17 protein-coding genes and 1 pseudogene are annotated in these 17413 nt (G+C 62.0%); 10 read left to right on the top strand and 8 right to left on the bottom strand.

The window, feature by feature from the left end:
* Positions 1-22: 22 nt before the first annotated feature.
* Entirely contained in the window at positions 23-874 is an 852-nt protein-coding gene (locus AC0V2S_RS09545) for a CAP domain-containing protein (RefSeq protein ID WP_475509520.1), read from the bottom strand.
* 220 nt (positions 875-1094) lie between these two features.
* Between AC0V2S_RS09545 and AC0V2S_RS09540 the strand changes: the two genes are divergently transcribed.
* On the top strand, positions 1095-2078 hold the full coding sequence (locus AC0V2S_RS09540; RefSeq protein WP_475509519.1) for an aldo/keto reductase: 984 nt from the start codon (positions 1095-1097) through the stop codon (positions 2076-2078).
* A 108-nt stretch (positions 2079-2186) separates the two neighbouring features.
* Positions 2187-3233 (top strand): NAD(P)-dependent alcohol dehydrogenase, encoded by a 1047-nt coding sequence (locus tag AC0V2S_RS09535; protein ID WP_475509518.1) that lies wholly within the window; start codon positions 2187-2189, stop codon positions 3231-3233.
* Positions 3234-3350: 117 nt separating this feature from the next.
* Here AC0V2S_RS09535 and AC0V2S_RS09530 read toward each other — a convergent pair.
* A pseudogene (locus AC0V2S_RS09530) lies at positions 3351-4495 on the bottom strand (TDT family transporter).
* Positions 4496-4600: 105 nt separating this feature from the next.
* Here AC0V2S_RS09530 and AC0V2S_RS09525 point away from each other — a divergent pair.
* Positions 4601-5500: a LysR family transcriptional regulator gene (locus tag AC0V2S_RS09525; protein WP_475509517.1), complete on the top strand. Its 900-nt coding sequence runs from the start codon at positions 4601-4603 to the stop codon at positions 5498-5500.
* A gap of 86 nt (positions 5501-5586) precedes the next feature.
* Positions 5587-6015, top strand: a complete 429-nt coding sequence (locus tag AC0V2S_RS09520; RefSeq protein WP_475509516.1) for a hypothetical protein — start codon at positions 5587-5589, stop codon at positions 6013-6015.
* Positions 6016-6075: 60 nt separating this feature from the next.
* On the opposite strand, the gene AC0V2S_RS09515 is transcribed toward AC0V2S_RS09520, so the two are convergent.
* From AC0V2S_RS09515 to AC0V2S_RS09500, 4 genes are all read right to left on the bottom strand, one after another.
* The gene (locus tag AC0V2S_RS09515; RefSeq protein ID WP_475509515.1) at positions 6076-7347 is read right to left on the bottom strand and encodes a lipase family alpha/beta hydrolase; all 1272 of its coding nucleotides are present in this window, start codon (positions 7345-7347) and stop codon (positions 6076-6078) included.
* Positions 7348-7408: 61 nt separating this feature from the next.
* Positions 7409-8251: an ABC transporter ATP-binding protein gene (locus AC0V2S_RS09510; protein ID WP_475509514.1), complete on the bottom strand. Its 843-nt coding sequence runs from the start codon at positions 8249-8251 to the stop codon at positions 7409-7411.
* 5 nt (positions 8252-8256) lie between these two features.
* A complete protein-coding gene (locus AC0V2S_RS09505; RefSeq protein WP_475509513.1) occupies positions 8257-9090 on the bottom strand; it encodes an ABC transporter permease in 834 nt (277 codons plus the stop codon).
* Positions 9087-10622 carry an amidohydrolase family protein gene (locus tag AC0V2S_RS09500; protein ID WP_475509512.1) on the bottom strand — a complete coding sequence of 512 codons (1536 nt, stop codon included), beginning with the start codon at positions 10620-10622 and terminating at the stop codon, positions 9087-9089. The genes AC0V2S_RS09505 and AC0V2S_RS09500 overlap by 4 nt, the downstream gene beginning before the upstream one ends.
* A gap of 327 nt (positions 10623-10949) precedes the next feature.
* On the opposite strand from AC0V2S_RS09500, the gene AC0V2S_RS09495 reads away from it, so the two are divergent.
* The 5 genes from AC0V2S_RS09495 (at position 10950) to AC0V2S_RS09475 (ending at position 14811) form a co-directional block, all read left to right on the top strand.
* On the top strand, positions 10950-11681 hold the full coding sequence (locus tag AC0V2S_RS09495) for an aspartate/glutamate racemase family protein (RefSeq protein WP_475509511.1): 732 nt from the start codon (positions 10950-10952) through the stop codon (positions 11679-11681).
* 11 nt (positions 11682-11692) lie between these two features.
* Complete coding sequence (locus AC0V2S_RS09490; RefSeq protein WP_475509510.1) at positions 11693-12574, top strand: polysaccharide deacetylase family protein; 882 nt, start codon at positions 11693-11695, stop codon at positions 12572-12574.
* A gap of 11 nt (positions 12575-12585) precedes the next feature.
* Complete coding sequence (locus tag AC0V2S_RS09485) at positions 12586-13308, top strand: GntR family transcriptional regulator (RefSeq protein ID WP_475509509.1); 723 nt, start codon at positions 12586-12588, stop codon at positions 13306-13308.
* Between the two features lie 19 nt (positions 13309-13327).
* Entirely contained in the window at positions 13328-14326 is a 999-nt protein-coding gene (locus tag AC0V2S_RS09480; protein ID WP_475509508.1) for an ABC transporter substrate-binding protein, read from the top strand.
* A gap of 83 nt (positions 14327-14409) precedes the next feature.
* A complete protein-coding gene (locus AC0V2S_RS09475) occupies positions 14410-14811 on the top strand; it encodes a hypothetical protein (RefSeq protein WP_475509507.1) in 402 nt (133 codons plus the stop codon).
* A gap of 17 nt (positions 14812-14828) precedes the next feature.
* Here AC0V2S_RS09475 and AC0V2S_RS09470 read toward each other — a convergent pair whose 3' ends face one another.
* Entirely contained in the window at positions 14829-15752 is a 924-nt protein-coding gene (locus AC0V2S_RS09470; RefSeq protein WP_475509506.1) for a LysR family transcriptional regulator, read from the bottom strand.
* A 111-nt stretch (positions 15753-15863) separates the two neighbouring features.
* On the opposite strand from AC0V2S_RS09470, the gene AC0V2S_RS09465 reads away from it, so the two are divergent.
* Positions 15864-17048, top strand: coding sequence for an MFS transporter (locus AC0V2S_RS09465; protein ID WP_475509505.1), 1185 nt, complete (start codon positions 15864-15866; stop codon positions 17046-17048).
* On the opposite strand, the gene AC0V2S_RS09460 is transcribed toward AC0V2S_RS09465, so the two are convergent.
* The gene (locus AC0V2S_RS09460; RefSeq protein WP_475509504.1) at positions 17045-17302 is read right to left on the bottom strand and encodes a hypothetical protein; all 258 of its coding nucleotides are present in this window, start codon (positions 17300-17302) and stop codon (positions 17045-17047) included. The genes AC0V2S_RS09465 and AC0V2S_RS09460 overlap by 4 nt on opposite strands.
* Positions 17303-17413 lie beyond the last annotated feature (111 nt).

Here is a 17413-nt window from a genome sequence, read left to right as displayed (position 1 = left end):
GCGTAGCACACCCTCGCGTGAGCTACTGGCTACCAAACATGGCGGTCCAATAAATCCCCGCATCGCTTTTCGGGTCCAGCGCATACGCGGCGCCCAGTTCGCGGTACTGCGGGTTCATCAGATTGGCGCAATGGCCGGGGCTAGCCAGCCAGCCGTCGAGCACTTTGCGTGGGCTGTCGTTGCCGGCGGCGATGTTCTCGCCAATGGCCTGCCCGGCATAGCCGGCCAGTTCCGCGCGGTCGCCGGGGGTGCGGCCGTCGCGATCTTTGTGATCGAAGAAGTTGCCGTTGGCCATCGCCCGGCTGTGGGCTTCGGCGGCGCCGGCCAACGTGTTGTTCCAGTTCAATGGCGCGGCGGCGGGGTAGGCTTGCGGGCCGCATTGGCGGGCCTGACTGCGGGCAGTGTTGATCATGGTCAGCAACTGCTGGCCCTGGCTCTGCCAGTCACCCATGCGCGCGGTGAGCATTGGCCGGGCCAAGGTGATGCGCCACAAATCCCCTTCGCGGCGCACGCCGATATCGACGAATTGCGGGTCGAGAATCACCCGGCAAAAGCTTTCCTGGACCGCTTTCATCGCTGCATCGCTATCGCGGGCGCCGGCCAGGCTGATGGCCTGCACGTTTACCATCGGGTAGCCATTCTTGGCCAGCGCAGTTTGAAGGCCGCCAAAACTGTCGGAACGCAGGCGCAGACGCGGGTCATCCGACAGCGGCGGCAGCTCCGGCGAGGCCTGGCCTTCGCAGCGCTGCACCTGGCCGCGGTAGGCGTTGATCGCTTGCACCAGCTGGGCCTCGTCATCGGCAAACACCGGTGTAGCGGTGAGCACAGACAACGACAGCAAAACAGCCGGTGCAACGGTTGAACGGACGCGCATTTATCTCTCCCTTGAACGGCCTTTATTGAGCGGCCTGCCCCCATGGTCAGCGGTTTTTACCCGCCTGTGGCAATTCAGTATTGCCAACTTATGCGTCAGACGCATAAGCGCATGCGGGTTTATATGACTAATCAGAGCCCGCTTGAGCGGCTAAGGTTCACCCACGCTACGTTTGCCGAAGTGTCGGCGAACCGGACGCCACGCGCTACTGGAGGATGAAATGAAAACACGTACTTTGGGTAATAACGGCCTGCAGGTCTCTAGCATCGGCCTTGGCTGCATGGGCTTGAGCTTCGCCTACGGCCCGGCGGCGGAAAAATCCGATGGCATCGCCCTGCTGCGCGCTGCGGTTGAACGCGGGGTCACGTTCTTTGATACCGCCGAGGTTTACGGCCCTTACACCAACGAAGAACTGCTGGGCGAGGCGCTGGCCCCCGTGCGAGACCAGGTAGTAATCGCGACCAAGTTCGGCTTCAAGAACGGCAAATCGGCCGACGGCGTGGACAGCCGCCCCGAGAACATTCGGGCCGTGGCCGAAGCCTCGCTCAAGCGCCTGAAAACCGACCGCATTGACCTCTTCTACCAACACCGCGTCGACCCCGCCGTACCGATTGAAGAAGTCGCCGGCGCCGTCAAGGATTTGATCGCCGAGGGCAAAGTCAAACACTTCGGCCTGTCCGAAGCCGGCGCCGATATCATCCGCCGCGCCCATGCCGTGCAGCCGGTGGCCGCCTTGCAGAGCGAATATTCCCTGTGGTGGCGCGAACCGGAAACTACCGTGCTGCCGGTGTTGAAGGAACTGGGTATCGGCTTTGTGCCGTTTAGCCCGCTGGGCCGCGGCTTTCTCACCGGCGCCATCGACGCCAGCACCACCTTTGATAAAAACGACTTCCGTAACCAGCTGCCGCGTTTTGCCGAAGAAAACCGCAAAGCCAACGCCGGCCTCATCGACCTGCTCGGCCGTATCGCCGACGGCCTGGGCGCCAGCCGCGCGCAAGTCGCCTTGGCCTGGCTGCTGGCTCAGCAGCCATGGATTGTGCCGATTCCCGGCACCACCAAACTGCACCGTCTGGACGAAAACATCGCGGCTGCCGATCTCCAATTGAGTGCCGCCGACCTGGCCGCCATCGAAAGCGCGCTGCAGCAAATTCAGGTACTCGGCGAGCGTTACCCGGCCAGCCTCTCGCAGCACGTCAATCGTTGAAGCCAATGCGCCCTGCAAAACGGCTACAGTGAACGCCTCGGTTTGCCTCGGGAGCCAACGGTTAAAAACCGTTGTCCCAACCCTTCAGCCTCAACCGGAGTGCCCTAGATGCTCACCATTGGTTACGCCGCACAAACCGCCAAGTCGCCCTTGGCGCCTTTCAAATTCGAACGCCGCACGCTGCGCCCCAATGACGTCGCCATGGAGATTCTCTACTGCGGCGTCTGCCACTCCGACCTGCACCAGGCTCGCGATGACTGGGGCTTTAGCAGCTTCCCCATCGTGCCGGGCCACGAGATTGTCGGCCGGGTTACCGAGGTTGGCAGCGCGGTAAAACGCTACAAGGTCGGCGATGCCGTGGCCGTCGGCTGCATGGTCGACTCCTGCCAGGAATGCGACCAGTGCCGTAAAGGCGAAGAACAGCTGTGCCGCAAAGCCAACACCCAGACCTATAACAGCCGCGACCGCATCACCAAGGAACCTACTTACGGCGGCTATTCCAAGCACCTGGTGGTGCGTGAAGAGTTCGTGCTGCGTGTACCCGATGCGTTGGACCTGGCCAAGGCCGCGCCGCTGCTGTGCGCCGGCATTACCACCTACTCGCCGCTGCGCACCTGGAACGTCGGGCCGGGCAGCCGCGTGGGTGTGATCGGCCTCGGTGGCCTGGGCCATATGGCGGTGAAACTGGCCGCGGGCATGGGCGCGCAAGTCACGGTGTTGAGCCGTACTCCCGACAAGGAAGCCGATGCCCTGGAGTTGGGTGCCGACAACCTGCTGGTGTCGTCCGATAAAGACGCGATGAAAAAGGCCGCGTCGAGCTTTGATCTGATCATCGACACCGTGCCGGTGCGCCACGACGTGACGCCATATATGTCGCTGCTGGATGTCGACGGCACCTTGGTAATCGTTGGCCAGATCGGCCCAATCGACCAAACCATGACCATGCCGTTCGTGCTGGGCCGTCGTCGTTTGGCTGGTTCGCCTATTGGCGGCATTGCCGAAACCCAGGAAATGCTCGATTTCTGCGCCCGGAAAAACATCTTGCCGGACTGCGAGATGATTCGAATGGACGAGATCAACGAGGCGTTTGAACGCATGGAGCGTTCGGATGTGCGTTATCGGTTTGTGATTGATATGGCCTCACTGAGCGCCTGATCAACAACGTTCAACGGGAAATTCTGGATTCCCGCCTGCGCGGGAATGACGGAGATATACCTTAAAACTTCCGTCATCCCCGCGAAGGCGGGGATCCAGAATGATCCGTCATGCTCCTCACTGCGGACCGCCAACAATGCACGGCGAATAAAACAAATTCCCCCGATACGCCCCCGCCGCCGTTTTGCTCGCCACCAGCAGCCACATCAACGCCAGCAGCATCACCAACCCCGTCCCCAGCCAGGCAAAAAATGCCAGGTGCAGCACCGCTGCCAGTTTCAGCGTGGCCAATGCATACACGCCCAACGGAAAGGTAAACCCCCACCAGCCCAGGTTGAACGGGATACCGGCCTTGAAATACCGCACGGTAATCAGCAGTGCCAAGAGCATCCACCAGGCGCCGAGCCCCCAGAACAGCACCCCGCCAATCACCCCAAGCCCCTGCGCGACTGCACCGATACCGGCCATGCCTTGCGCGGCAAAAATCGCCGGCGCATTAGTGCCCAGCACCAGCAGACCAAGCGCGCCGGTGCCAATCGGGCCGAGGGATAACCAGCTGGACGCCGCCATGCTGTCGTGGGGCAACTTATGCAGGGCCATACGCAGCAGCAGAATCACCAGAATGCTTAACGCCACCGGCACCGAAAAAGCCCACAGCACGTAGCTGGCGATCAGCACCTGAAATTGCCCAGCCGCATCCGGCAGGTGCGGAGCCAGCAAGCCGCCGGTGACTGCCGCCACCTCGGCGGCGACCACGGGCAGCAGCCACACCGCTGTCATCTGCTCGATGCGGTGCGCCTGGCGGGTAAACATCATGAAGGGAATCAACACCCCGCACGCCACGGCCATGACCACGTCGAGCCACCACAGCGCTTCGGCCAGCGGCACCACGGCCTCGCCCCAGCGCCGCAGGCCGAACAGCAGCAAACCGTTGATCACCGTGGCCAGCCCCATGGGAATGGTGCCGATAAACATCGACACCGTGGCATGGGCAAACACTTGCTTGGCCTCGTGAAAAAACAACACCCAGCGGCAGGCATACAACACGCTGAACAGCACAACAGCGCCACCGTCAGCAGCCACAGCGACTCACCCAGGTGAAACACCCACGGCCGCGCCGCCGGCAATTGGCCCAAGGTCAGGGCAAGGATGCCGGTGCCCATGGTGGCGGCGAACCAGTTGGGGGTGAATTGGCGGATAACCTCGCGCGGACTGGCCAGGGCGGTCAGCGGGCGGCGGCAAGGGATGGCAGTTGTGCGCATGGCGTGGCTCCAACGTCATTCGATAGAGCCCTAGGCTACGGCGCGCCAATCAAGCAAACAAACGGGTAATATCGGTTTCTCTTACCCATTTTTCAGGTAACTAGCATGAAGCTCAGCCTGCGCCAGTTGCATCTCTTCTGCGCCGTTGCCGAACACGGCAGCACCACCAGCGCGGCGACGGCCGTGGCGTTGTCGCAATCGGCGGTCAGTGCCGCGTTGAATGAATTGGAAAGCGCGCTGAACACCCGCCTGTTCGACCGGGTGGGTAAACGGCTGGTGCTCAACGACAACGGCCGCGCCCTGCTCCCTCAGGCCAAACGCATGCTGGAAGCGGCGCAGCAGATTGAAGCCGGTTTTGCCGCCCCCGATGCCAGCCTGCCCACGCGCCTGCGCATCGGCTGCAGTACCACCATTGGCAACCACGTGCTGCCGCACATTCTCGGCGGTTTACAGTACAGCGCGCCGTGGCTGCGGGTAGATGTCGACATGGGCAATAGCGCCCTGATAGCCGCCAAGGTGGCCAACTTCGATATCGACATGGGGCTTATTGAAGGGCCTTGCCACTTGCCGGAAGTAACCGCGCACCCGTGGCTGGTGGACGAATTGGTGATCGTCTGCGGCCGCACGCACCCGTTGGCACAGAAGACGGACGCCAATCTGGGCGACCTGCAAAACGCCCAGTGGTTGCTGCGCGAGCCCGGCTCCGGCACCCGCGAGGTGGTGGAGCAATCGCTGCTGCGTCATCTGCATCAACTCAGCGATACCAGCCAGATCGGCAGTTCAGAAGCCATCACCGCCACCCTCGCCCAGGGCATCGGCGTGAGTTGCCTGTCGCGCTGGGTGGTGGCAGACAAACTGGCACGTGGCGACCTGTGCACCCTGGACGGCATTCTGCCGGCCCTCACCCGGCGGTTTTTCCTGATTCGCCACCGCGACAAATTCGTCTCCGCCGGCCTTGAACGGTTCTGGGCCAGCTGCGGCGACTTCTCAACCGCTGCCGGCTAAGCGCAACGGTATAAATCGCCATTCAATCTAAGCCCGACTGTGGCCCGAACTAGAATCACGTAACCCCCGTCACGCAGGAGACCTCTATGCAGATAACCAGCACCAGTAGCGCCCTGCCCCTGTCCACGCAAGTGATCAAAAAAGCTGGGGACGCCGCGCAAGATCCAAACTCACCCGTGACCCCGGAACAGGTGAATACAGCCGTCGACCGCGGTGCTGACCGCGTCACCCTGAGCCAGCAAAGTGCTGATGCGAGCCAAGCGAATCGTCGCGACGCCGCCTCCGAGGTGTACAGCAACAGCAGCCAGCAGAAGCAACTCGATACCTACCTCGCGGTAGCGACCGAGAGCGACGTTGACAGCGAACCCACCCCACTGGAGGTCGCCCAAGCGGTGAGCCAACAGCAACCCCGCCAGCCTCTCAACCAGGCCGGCGACTATAGCGACATCGCAGGCCTGGCTTCGCCCGGGCAACTTCCGGCTTCATTGGAGCCGACTATCTCTGTACGGGCTTGAGGGCACATACAGAGTCAAACCAGGCCGCCCTAAAGCGGCCTTGTTTTTTTCCAGGGCCAATCAACCTTCACACCCCTTCTTCGGCAATCCATCAAACGCCCGCTCCAACAGCTCAGCCGCGCGCCGGCTTTGCAGAATGCTGGTATGGGTGTCGTTGAGCAGATACAGGTGCGTGGCTTCGTCCTGCGCGGCGTTGCTCAACTGGCTGGCCAGCGGCACTACGCCGTCGTTGGGCTCCTGCAGCAGGCGGCTGTTGCCGGCGTAGCTCACCAACAGCCATTGGCGGATATGCGCTGGCAACGGCGTGGCGAATAGTTGCTGCAAGTACGGGCTACCCGGCGCCAGATCCTTCCAGACCGGCACGTCTACCGGCATCCGCTTCAGACCCGTCGCCGCCGACGGATGTCCATCCCAAGGCGTCGACAGGGTAATAAACAGGCACAGGTTGCGGCTGTCTTCGGCGTTCAACATCTGCAAGGCACGCCGCGCCACCAGGCCGCCCATGCTATGGGCCATCACATGAAAACGCGGGGCGTTGAAGCGGCGCTGCACATCGCGAATGCCCAGGCTGAGCATATAGGCGCTGTTGTTCAGCGGAACGCCGCTGGGAAAGTGGAACAACAGCAACTGGAAATGCTCGGTGTCCAGGCTGGCCGCCAGGTCTTGCCAATCCCGTGGTGAAGAATTAATGCCGTGCACCAGAAACACCGGTTCCTTGTTAGGGTCCCACGGCGCCAGCAGGTACAGGCCATAACCAATTTGGTGGAGAAAGGTCAGCGGCTGCCAGGCACCCAGCTCGATAGTGGCCTGGTCGAAGCGCGGGTCGGCAAAGGTGACCGGTTGCAGGTAATTGCGCTGCAACTGCGGCTGCTCGCGGTAAAGCACTTCAAGGTTGAGGTCCACGGCCGGCGCGCTGGCCAGATCGGTCCGGCCCAGGCGGATAGGATTGAGCTGGGCCAGCCGCTCACGGGCGGCAGCGTCGGGTTGCACATGCAGCGTCACGCTTTGCGCGTTGGGCAAAAACTGGCGGGGCTCGTCGGGGTCGAGGGAAAAATTGCCGTTCTGGTCGTCGAACACCAGCAGTTGATACCGCCCCGGCGCCTCGGTGAAATAGAACGTCTCGTGCAGCGCCGCGATGCGGTAACGCACCAGCTTGCCCTGCGCGTCCAGCAACGCCACCAGTGCATCACGGCCCGACTCGGTGCTGTCCAGCCGCCCGGCGACAAGCACCAGGTCCTGCTGGGCCTGCTGCATTTCCTTGTCGAGCTTGAACAGAGCGCAGCCGCCCAGCACGCTTAGCAACAGAACCAGCAGACCAACCCTCGCGACCATAACGGGCGCCTCATCCCTGACCATGACCCGCTAGAGCCTAGTGGGTAATTTCAGCGGTGCATTACGCCGGTTGCGAACGGGTGAGTTGCTCCAGCAATTCCAGGTCGGTGTTCATGCCGGAAGTCTCACGGATACGCGCCAGAATCTCGCGTTTAAGGCCGAGAAATTCGGCCGATAGCTTCATGTCCTGATGGCGCTCGGCCGGCAGCGGCACGTTGTAGATGGTGTCGATCCGTCCGGGGCGCGGCGCCATCAGCACCACGCGACCGCCGAGGTAAATCGCCTCTTCCACGTCGTGGGTGACGAACAGAATCGTGCTCTTTTCCAGGCGGTGCACATGGCGAATCAGGTCGTGCATCACCTCGCGGGTTTGCGCGTCCAGCGCACCAAAGGGCTCGTCCATCAGCAACGTCGCAGGCTTGGGCATCAACGCCCGGGCAATCGCCACGCGCTGCTGCATACCGCCGGATAGCTGATTGGGATACGCCTGGCTAAAGGCTTTCAGCCCCATCAAATTGAGCAAGGCATCGGCACGGCCACTGGCCAATTCAATATCGCCGTCGCTGTGCACAGTGTCGGAAACCACCTTGAGCTGCCGGCAAAATTTGATGTTCTGCATCACGTTCAACCACGGGTACAGGCTGTAGTGCTGAAACACCATGGCGCGGTCGATACCCGGCCCGGCAATGGCCCGGCCATCGAGCAGAATCTCACCGCTGCTGTGCTGCTCCAGGCCGCCGATGCTGCGCAGCAAGGTGGATTTGCCGCAGCCGGAGGCGCCGACAAAGGTGATGAATTCGTTGGCCTGGATCTCCAGGTTGACGTCCTGCAAGGCCTGCACCTTGCGGCCCTGGCTGTTGAAGACCTTGCTCACATCGTGAATCCGGATTTTGGCGTCGGTCATCGTCATTACCTCTTCAACCAGGGGAAGGCCGCACGGCCGAGCCAGCGGAATGCCTGGTCGGTAAGCAGGCCGATCACGCCGATCAGGATGATGCCGGCGAAAATCTTGTCGGTTTGCATATAGCGCTGGGCTTTGAGAATCGCGTAGCCAAGGCCTGAGCTCGCAGCCACCAGTTCGGCCACCACCAGGTAGGTCCAGGCCCAGCCGCAGGTGATGCGCAGGGTGTCCAGCAGCGCTGGGCGCGCCGACGGCAGAATCACCAGCTTGATCACTTCACTGCGGCTGGCACCCATGGTTTGCGCCGCTTCAATCTGCGCCATGGGTACGCGACGCACGTCTTCGGCCACCATCAACACCATCTGGAAAAAGGTGCCGATAAAGATGATCAGAATCTTCGAGCCTTCATCAATACCCACCCAGAGCATCACCAGCGGGATAAACGCGGCCGCCGGCATATAGCGGATAAAGTCGGTGAGCGGTTCCAGAAACGCCTGCACCGGGCGGTAGGTGCCGATGTACAAACCCAGCGGCAACGCCAACAGCGCCGACAACAAAAAACCACTCATAACCCGGTACAGACTGATGCCGATATCGGTGAACAAACCTTCGTCATGCAGCCAGTGGCCAAGGCGCGCCAGCACCGCATCGGGGCCGGGCATAAACAACGGATTGCTCAGCCCGGTGGCGCTGTAGGCCCACCACAGCAACACGGGCAACACCAAGCCGCTGACGGCCAATGCCCAGCGCGCAGTGCGCGGTAACTCGGCGCGAATACGCCACCAGCTTTGCCGCGCCGGCCGGTTTGCCGCGCGCGTTGGCAGAGGTTCAAAAGCAGTCATGGCAGAGGCTCCTGCAGGGGGGAATCGGGCATGGCGAGAGTGCGTTGCATGCCCACATCACGCTGGTGGGCTTGCTCGTACATGGCGCGGTAATACGGCATCAGTTCCTGGGCGGCCGCTTCGGTGGCGGCATGTTGGGCGTGCAGGGTTTCGCCGAGCTGGCGAATTTCCCGGCGAATGGCGCGTACATCGAGGCCGGGAAATTCGCCGTTGGCATACACCACCCGGCCATTGACCAACGTGTAGCGCACCGAGCTGCCGTCTTCGCAATAAATCAGCTGGCGTATCAGGTCGTTCAGGGGGGTGAAGGCCCAGGTGTCCATGTCCAGCAAAATCACATCTGCCAGCGCGCCGACCGTGAGCTGCCCCAGTTGGCCGTCCAGGCGCAGCGATTTGGCGCCGCCACGGGTCATGCATTGCAGCACTTCCATGGCTTGCGGCCATTGGTCGTAGTCGCTGCTGGCAAGGGTATGAATGAGCGCGGCGGTCTTGCCGGCAAACCACAGGTTGGCGGTGTCGTCCGAGCAGAGTTCATCGGTGCCCAAGGCGATGTTCACCCCGGCATCGCGCAGTTGCCGAAACGGCATCACGCCGCTGCCCAGACGCAAGTTGCACACCGGGTTATGCGCCACAACACAGCCGGAATCGGCGAGCAGGCGGACGTCTTCCTCGTTTACCCAGATGCTGTGGATGATCTGGCAGCGCTCATCCAGCACGCCGCGCTCGGCCAGCAGCTGTACCAGCGATTGACCGTACTTCTCCTCGCCCAGCACGCGCTGCAATTTGGTTTCCAGCACATGGATATTGAACGGCAGATTCAAGCGCCGGCTCAGCTCGCTCAGGCCTTGCAGATACGCCGGCGTTACCCGCTGCGGCGCCGAGCAAGACACCGCCGCCGCCAGGCGCCCGTCTTCACTGCCATGCCAGCGCTGGATCAGATAGTCATACAGCGCCAGCAGCTCTTCGTCGGTCTGCCGGGGCGCGTCGCGCATCTGCTGGCGCAGGTGCTCGGGGAGCAGGTCATGCAGGAACGGGTATTTGTCGTACTCGATGACATTGGGCTGATCGATCGCCACCGTGGCGCGGATACCGGCATCGCGATAAGCCTGCATCACCACGTCCAGGCTTTGCTCGGTCACGCGCGGTACGTGGTAGGCGTCGTCGTGCACAGCGGTAATGCCGCGTTGCAGCATCTCCAGCGCGGCCAGCAGGGTACGCAAATAGGCCAAGCGCTCGGCGCTGCCTTCGCTGGCCATCGGCGGCACTTCATAAAGCATAAAGATTTCCAGAGGCAGGCTGTCGAGCTGGCCCTTGAGCAGGTTGCCGGGGGAATGGAAGTGGGCGTTGATCAGGCCCGGCATCGCCAGCATGCCGTTGGCATCGATCACTTGCGCATCGGCCGGGGCAACGAGGTCGGTGCCGATGGCGGCGATGCGGCCGTCGACAATCAGCAGATCGGCCTGCGGCAGGCGGGTGTCGGCATCGTCCAGGCACAACACGCGGGCCTGGCGAATAAGAAGGGAGGTGGACATGGGCTCTCGCTAACAGGGCGGCTAATGCCCTGCTCCATCGCAAAAGCCAGGCCAATCCGGGGCATTTCCCGCAGCAGGCCCGTGGCTGCTGGGTCGCCCTTAAATGGCCCTTCAGTTTCGTTAACAATCTTCAAATTATTTCGTTAACAATCGCACCAAAATAGTTTGCGATGCGCTATTTAAGGTCAACGAAATCGGCGTCAGCGAAAGCCAAGCTCCAGCTATTAAATTCATAACCTATTGATTAATAGCTAAATAATCATAAAAACAAACAGTTGGCCCGCTCCCTGCTCTATGGCTTGTGCCGAGCATTGATAGCGAGCCGATATGCGCATCCAACTGATCAACCCCAATACCACCCAGGCCTTTACCGAGCGCCTGCAACGCAGCGCCACGGCAGTGGCCGCAGCGGGCACCGAGGTGGTTGCCACCCAGCCGCGCCTGGGCACGCCGTCGATTGAAAGCCACAGCGACGAAGCCTGGGCCACCCTCGGGGTGATGGCGCAAGTGCAGGCCGGCGAAGCCGCTGGCATGGACGCCTATGTAATCGCCTGCTTTGGCGACACCGGCGTGGCCGCCGCCCGCGAAGTGGCCCGTGGCCCGGTAGTCGGCATGACCGAAGCGGCGCTAATGAGCGCCTGCCTGGTGGCCGCCACCTTCAGCATCATCACCCTGCCGCCGCGCACCCTTATCCATTCGCGCCGCGTGCTGCATGAGCTAGGCATGCAGCACCGCTGCGCCGGCCTGCGCGCCATTGATGTGCTGGTGGACGACTGCGCCGAAGAAGACAACCAGGCGCTCTACGACGCCCTCTTGAAAGAAGCGCAAATCGCCCTGCGCGAAGACCGCTGCGAAGCCTTGGTGCTCGGTTGCGCCGGCCTCAGCGAATTGGTGGCGCCGCTGCAACAGGCCCTCGGCATTCCGGTGATCGAGGGCGTGAACGCGGCGCTGAAGATGGCCGAAGGGTTGGTGAGCCTTGGCCTGAACACCAGCAAACACAACAGTTTTGCCTTCCCCCCACGCGACCTCAGCCAACAATGGCCCGAGCTGTTCGCCTGATGGAGTTCCCCATGCTTACCAGCCAGCAGCGTTACCGCTACAGCCCGATCACCACGCCCAACCCGCGCACCTGGCCCAACGGCGCGCGCCTTGCGGTGTACTTCGTGATGGGGGTTGAGGAATACAACTTCGGCCCGGGTTTGACCGAAGACCTGATGGCCGGCATGGCCAAACCGGACTACGCCAACACCTCGTGGCGCGACTACGGCAACCGGGTCGGCGCCCTGCGCCTGCAACAGCGCTTCGCCGAGTACGACCTGCCGCTGGCCGTGCTGCTCAATACCGCCGTGTACGACCATGCTCCCGGTCTGGTCGAGCAACTGCACGCCGCCGGCTGCGAGCTGATCGGCCATGGCGTAAGCAACTCCGACACCCTCGCCGGCCGCGAGCGCGACAACGAGCGCGCCTACCTGCAACAAGTCAGCGATGACATCCGCAAACACAGCGGCCATGCCCCCAAAGGCTGGTCCAGCCCGTGGCTGACCCACACCGACAACACCATCGAACTGCTCGCCGAAACCGGCTACGGCTATGTGCTGGACTACGGCATGGACGACCGCCCGGTATGGCTGAACAGCGCCGGCGGCCGCTTTCTGCATATTCCCTACGCCCTGGAATTGAACGACAGCTCCACCATTATCGGCCGCCAGGCTTCGGCCAGCGATTTCAGCCAGATGATCATCGACCAGTTCGACGAACTGCTGTTGGCCGCCCACGACCAACCGCTGGTGATGCCGGTGGTGATCCACTCGTTTATCAGCGGCCAACCGTTCCGCCTGCGCCAGTTGAGCAAGGCGCTGGCGCATATCGCCGAGCACCGCGACCAGCTCTGGCTGACCACTCCGGACCGCATTTTTCAAAGCATTCAGGCCGACCCTGAACTGGCCGTGTGAAAGGACGCCCCATGACCAAGAAAACCGTAACCAGCGCCGATAACTCCGCCGCCGAACGCATGTACCAGGAGATCTTCCGCGCCATCAGCGAACAGCGTTTGCAGCCCGGTACCAAGCTCGCTGAAGAGCAGTTGGCCGAAGCCTTCAATGCCAGCCGTGGCACCACGCGCCTGGTGTTGCAGGCGCTGTCGCGGGACAAGGTGGTAACGCTGGAGCCCAACCGCGGCGCCTTTGTCGCCAAGCCTTCGCCGGCCGAAGCGCGCGATGTGTTCGACGCCCGCAAAGTGGTGGAAGTGGCCCTCGCTGCCCAAGTGGTGCAGCGCATCGACAGCGCCGGTATCGCTCGCCTGCGCGCCCATATCGACAAAGAAACCGACGCCGAGGAAGGCGACGACCGCAGCGCCGAGCTGCGCACGTCCCACGACTTTCATGTGCTGCTCGCCGAGCTGTACGGCAACAGCGTGCTGCACGAAGTGATCCGCGACCTGATGGCGCGCTCGGCGCTGATAACGGCCATCTACGAACGCCCGCAGAGCGAGGTGTGTTCGCACTCCTGCCATGGCGAATTGGTGGACCTGCTCGAACACGACAAAACCCAGTTCGCCCCGGCGATGCTCAAACACCTGGAAGAACTCGAAGCCCAACTGCTGCTGGTGGAACCCAAGCACGAGCAGGTAGACCTCAAAAGCCTGTTTGCCGCACCTGCCAACCCTCACGCCAACCACAAACACTGATAACGATTCGGAGCCTTATATGACCCTTGCATTCTCTTTGCGCAAAGCCGTTCTCGGTGTATGCCTGGCCTCCATGGCCGCCGTACTGCCCTTCACCGCCCAGGCGGTAGAAACCCTCAAAGTCGGCACCGTGGTGTGGGTGGGCCAGGCGCCCTTCTATGTCGCCGACAAGCTCGACCTGTTCAAGGCTCACGGCCTGAAAGTGGATTTGCAGTTCTTCAGCGACCCGACGCTGATCCCCACCGCGATGGTCGGCAACGCCCTGGATGGCGGCACCCTGACCTACGACCAGGTGGTGATGTCGGCCGCCCGTGGCTTGCAGCAGAAAGTGGTGATGCCCATCGACTTCTCAAACGGCGGCGATGCCATCGTGGCGGATAAATCCATCACCTCAGTCAACGACTTTAAAGGCAAGAAGGTCGGCTTCAGCGCCCTCTCCACTTCCGACTTCCTGCTCGCCTACGCCCTGAAAAGCCACGGCATGACCGCCGCCGACATCACCGCAGTGAGCATGAGCCCGGAAAACGTGCCGAGTGCCATGGCGTCCGGCAGCCTGCCGATTGGCGTGACGTACGAGCCCAATGTGTCGCAGACCGTGAGCCTGCCAGGCAACAAATTCCACGTGGTGTATTCGTCCAAAGAAGCGCCAGGGTTGATCACCGATGTGCTGGTGTTTGACGAGAAAGTCATCGCCAAACGCCCGGCCGCGATCAAGGCGTTGATTCAGGGTTACCTCGACGGCCTGGCGTATATCCATAGCCACCCGGACGAGTCGGCGAAAATCATCGCCACCGTACTCGGCACCACCCCGGAAGACGCCAAGGTGCAACTGGAGACCGTGTACAACATTCCGCTGAACGAGATGAGCAAGAACTTCGAAAAAGCTGACGCCACCACATCGTTCTTCGGCAGCGGCCAGTTGATTGCCGAGCTGCTCAAAGCCAACGGTCAGATCAACAGCATTCCGGACTTTGCTCAGACCTTCGACACCCGGTTTGTCGACGAACTGAACAAGTAACCGGCCCTGCGCCCTGGCAGCTGGTCGCCGGGGCAAAAAAGCCAGTGGGCAACGCGCATGCCCGCTGGCTATGATCAGGCCCCATGAACAATGCCCTTCCCATTCGCCAACAATGCCCACCGGGCGCCTGCATTTGCGGCTTGGAAGAATTGCGCACGGCAGTCGATGCCGACTTACGCATCGTGCGGCTAACGCGAATGGAAGAACGCAAACTGCTCGACCGCCTGGAGCGCATTGAAAGCCTGGCCGACCTTCAGCACATGTGCCGGCGCATGGAAGAACAGCTAGGCATTCGCCTGGAAATCGGCCCCGGCTTTAATGAAGTGCGGACCATGCGCGGCATTGCCATTCAAGTGCACGACCTCCCTGGTCTGTGCCGTAAAACCCGCCAAGCCATTCCGGCCGCGATTCGACGTGGGCTGGAACAGACGCCGCAGATTGCGTTCGATCTGCTCAATGCCAACGACTTGTTGCGTGATGCTTGAGCCCAACGACACCGCCATCACCTACCACGACCCGACGGCGTTAACGCCGCTGCCAACGTCTCCAGCAACGCGCTCACCTTGGGCAACGCCTCGCGGCTTTTCAGCCACACCAAATTCATCGGCAACCCATCCATGGCCAATTGCGGCAACACTTGCACCAGGCTGCCGGCTTGCAGTTGATCTTTCACCAACCACATCGGCAACTGGGCGATGCCATGCCCGGCCTCCACGGCAATCACCTGGCTCTCGCCGTCACCCACGGCAATACGCGCCGGCAATACACGGCGCTCACGGTCGCCGGCATGTTCGCCGGAGAACAACCACGGGTTGACGCCGCCATCGCTGCGGCCGTAGACGACGCAACTATGCAGTTCCAGATCCTCTTCGCTTTGCGGCTCGCCATGCTTGGCCAGATAGCTCGGCGCCGCGCAGAAAATCAGCTGTTCGGCGCCCAGGTAGCGGTGCCCCAACGCCGCCGGCCAAACGTCCGAGCCGCCGATGCGCACGAGAATATCGATGCCCTCTTCCACCGGGTCGACAAAGCGGTCGGAGAACGACACATGGGGTTGCCACAGTTCGTGCTCGGCGACGAAATCTAGGATCACCGGCAGCACATGCAAACGCCCATAGGACGCCGGCAAATCAATGCGCACCTTGCCGCACGGCTCGCCATGCTGGGTATGCAGCGCCTGCTCAGCCTCTTCCAGTTCGGCCAATACTGCCGTGCAGGTGCGGTAGAAATCGCTGCCCGCTTCGGTGAGCGCCAGACGCCGGGTGGTGCGCTGAAACAGCCGCGTGTTCAGGCGCGCCTCAAGCCGGGCAATGCCTTTGCTCACGGCTGAACTGGTGAGATTCATGCGCTCGGCGGCCGCCGTAAAACTGCCGGCGTCGGCTACGCAAACAAATACATCAATGCCTTTCAATCGCTCGGAAGCAAACATGGCGCGCTCGCATTAAGGAATTCAGTTCACAGCACTTTGGACAAAGTACCGCAAATCGGAAGCTGATTCGCCAATAAGCTTGCCGTCTGAATTTCTGTTGAGCAATGAGCCATGGCCACTTCCACCCTTGCCGCCACCGACGTGGCTGCGCCGCGCGCGGGTCTGTCGATTCTGATTCTGGCGGTCGCCGGTTTTATCATCCTGACCACCGAGTTTCTGATCCTCGGCCTGCTACCGGCCCTGGCGCGGGATCTGGATATCTCCATTCCGCTGGCTGGCCAATTGGTCACCTTGTTTGCCTTTACCGTGATGCTGTTCGGCCCGCTACTCACCGCCAAGCTCGCCCATCTGCCACGCAAGCCGTTGTTCGTGTTTGTGCTGGTGGTGTTTGTGGTCTCCAACGCAGTAGCCGCCTTGGCCCCCAATATCTGGGTATTGGCAGTGGCGCGGTTTATCGCGGCGCTGTTCTTGCCGGTGTTCTGGAGCACCGCCAGCGAAACCGCCGGGCAACTGGCCGGCCCCGGCAATGCCGGCAAGGCCGTGGCGCAGGTGTATATGGGCATTTCGGCGGCGTTTGTATTCGGTATTCCGCTGGGCACGCTGGCCGCCGATTCGCTCGGCTGGCGCGGCAGTTTCTGGCTACTGGCCGGGGCTGCGTTAGTCATCGCCGTGCTGATTCATTTGCTGCTGCCGACCATGCCCGCTGCGCCCAAGCAAGCGGCAGGGGAAAACCAGACCGCGATCCTCAAACAACCGCGCTTTCTCGCCCATGTACTGCTGTCGACGCTGGCCTTTACTGCGATGTTCACCGCCTACACGTACCTCGCCGACACCCTCGAACGCCTGGCCGGCATTCCGTCCAGCCAGGTGGGTTGGTGGCTGATGGCCTTTGGCGCCGTAGGCATGCTCGGCAATCACCTGGGCGGGCGCATGGTCGACCGCAATCCGCTGGCCGCCATGGTGCTGTTTCTGCTGATGCTCGCCGCCGGCATGCTGGCCACCGTGCCGGCCGCCCCCCATACGCTGTGGTTGATCGTCGCGCTGACGGCCTGGGGCATCGCTCACACGGCCTTGTTCCCTATCTGCCAGGTGCGCGTGATGCAAGCCGGCGCCAGTGCTCAGGCCCTAGCGGCGAGCATGAATATCTCCGCCGCCAATGCCGGCATTGGCCTGGGGGCTATTTTTGGTGGGTTGGGCATTCGCCATTTCGGCCTGGAAAGCCTGGGCGTGTTGGCCACGCTGGGCGCAGCGGCCGCCGTGGTAGTGGCTCTGCTGATGATACGGCGCAAGGCCTAGCCCGGCTCGCCGGCGCTCGCATCCTTTTTACCCGGTGTTTTACGCACCGCCACCACATCGACAATGACCACGCCCATGCGCTTGAGCAGGGCATCAAGAAAGTGGTGGCCTTCCATACTCGGCAGCGTGTCGCCCTCTTCGACTTCCTGGGCGATTACCGCAAACTTCACCGCGAGCATATTGGGCACCAGGCGCGTGGATATATACGCGGTGCGCGGGTTGCCGTAGCGGGTATAGAGAATCTTCGAGTCCACAGTTGCAGCTGTCCTTAAGCGGGCGTCCTGCCTGCTACGTCTGAAGCCAGATGGAAACTACACGCCCAAGGGCCAGGGCGACGGGGGAAGATTAGCAGCAGATTATTAGAA

It is taken from the genome of Pseudomonas sp. CC11G, assembly GCF_056174845.1.
The sequence above is the reverse complement of the archived record's forward strand: the minus strand, read 5'-3'. Positions and strand labels throughout refer to the sequence as shown.

Coding starts and splice junctions, on each gene's coding strand:
- AC0V2S_RS09500 (WP_475509512.1), bottom strand. CDS start 10,622: ATGTCCACCTCCCTTCTTATTCGCCAGGCCCGCGTGTTGTGCCTGGAC.
- AC0V2S_RS09525 (WP_475509517.1), top strand. CDS start 4,601: ATGAAGCTCAGCCTGCGCCAGTTGCATCTCTTCTGCGCCGTTGCCGAA.
- AC0V2S_RS09495 (WP_475509511.1), top strand. CDS start 10,950: ATGCGCATCCAACTGATCAACCCCAATACCACCCAGGCCTTTACCGAG.
- AC0V2S_RS09540 (WP_475509519.1), top strand. CDS start 1,095: ATGAAAACACGTACTTTGGGTAATAACGGCCTGCAGGTCTCTAGCATC.
- AC0V2S_RS09520 (WP_475509516.1), top strand. CDS start 5,587: ATGCAGATAACCAGCACCAGTAGCGCCCTGCCCCTGTCCACGCAAGTG.
- AC0V2S_RS09545 (WP_475509520.1), bottom strand. CDS start 874: ATGCGCGTCCGTTCAACCGTTGCACCGGCTGTTTTGCTGTCGTTGTCT.
- AC0V2S_RS09510 (WP_475509514.1), bottom strand. CDS start 8,251: ATGACCGACGCCAAAATCCGGATTCACGATGTGAGCAAGGTCTTCAAC.
- AC0V2S_RS09490 (WP_475509510.1), top strand. CDS start 11,693: ATGCTTACCAGCCAGCAGCGTTACCGCTACAGCCCGATCACCACGCCC.
- AC0V2S_RS09470 (WP_475509506.1), bottom strand. CDS start 15,752: ATGTTTGCTTCCGAGCGATTGAAAGGCATTGATGTATTTGTTTGCGTA.
- AC0V2S_RS09485 (WP_475509509.1), top strand. CDS start 12,586: ATGACCAAGAAAACCGTAACCAGCGCCGATAACTCCGCCGCCGAACGC.
- AC0V2S_RS09535 (WP_475509518.1), top strand. CDS start 2,187: ATGCTCACCATTGGTTACGCCGCACAAACCGCCAAGTCGCCCTTGGCG.
- AC0V2S_RS09505 (WP_475509513.1), bottom strand. CDS start 9,090: ATGACTGCTTTTGAACCTCTGCCAACGCGCGCGGCAAACCGGCCGGCG.
- AC0V2S_RS09515 (WP_475509515.1), bottom strand. CDS start 7,347: ATGGTCGCGAGGGTTGGTCTGCTGGTTCTGTTGCTAAGCGTGCTGGGC.
- AC0V2S_RS09480 (WP_475509508.1), top strand. CDS start 13,328: ATGACCCTTGCATTCTCTTTGCGCAAAGCCGTTCTCGGTGTATGCCTG.
- AC0V2S_RS09465 (WP_475509505.1), top strand. CDS start 15,864: ATGGCCACTTCCACCCTTGCCGCCACCGACGTGGCTGCGCCGCGCGCG.
- AC0V2S_RS09475 (WP_475509507.1), top strand. CDS start 14,410: ATGAACAATGCCCTTCCCATTCGCCAACAATGCCCACCGGGCGCCTGC.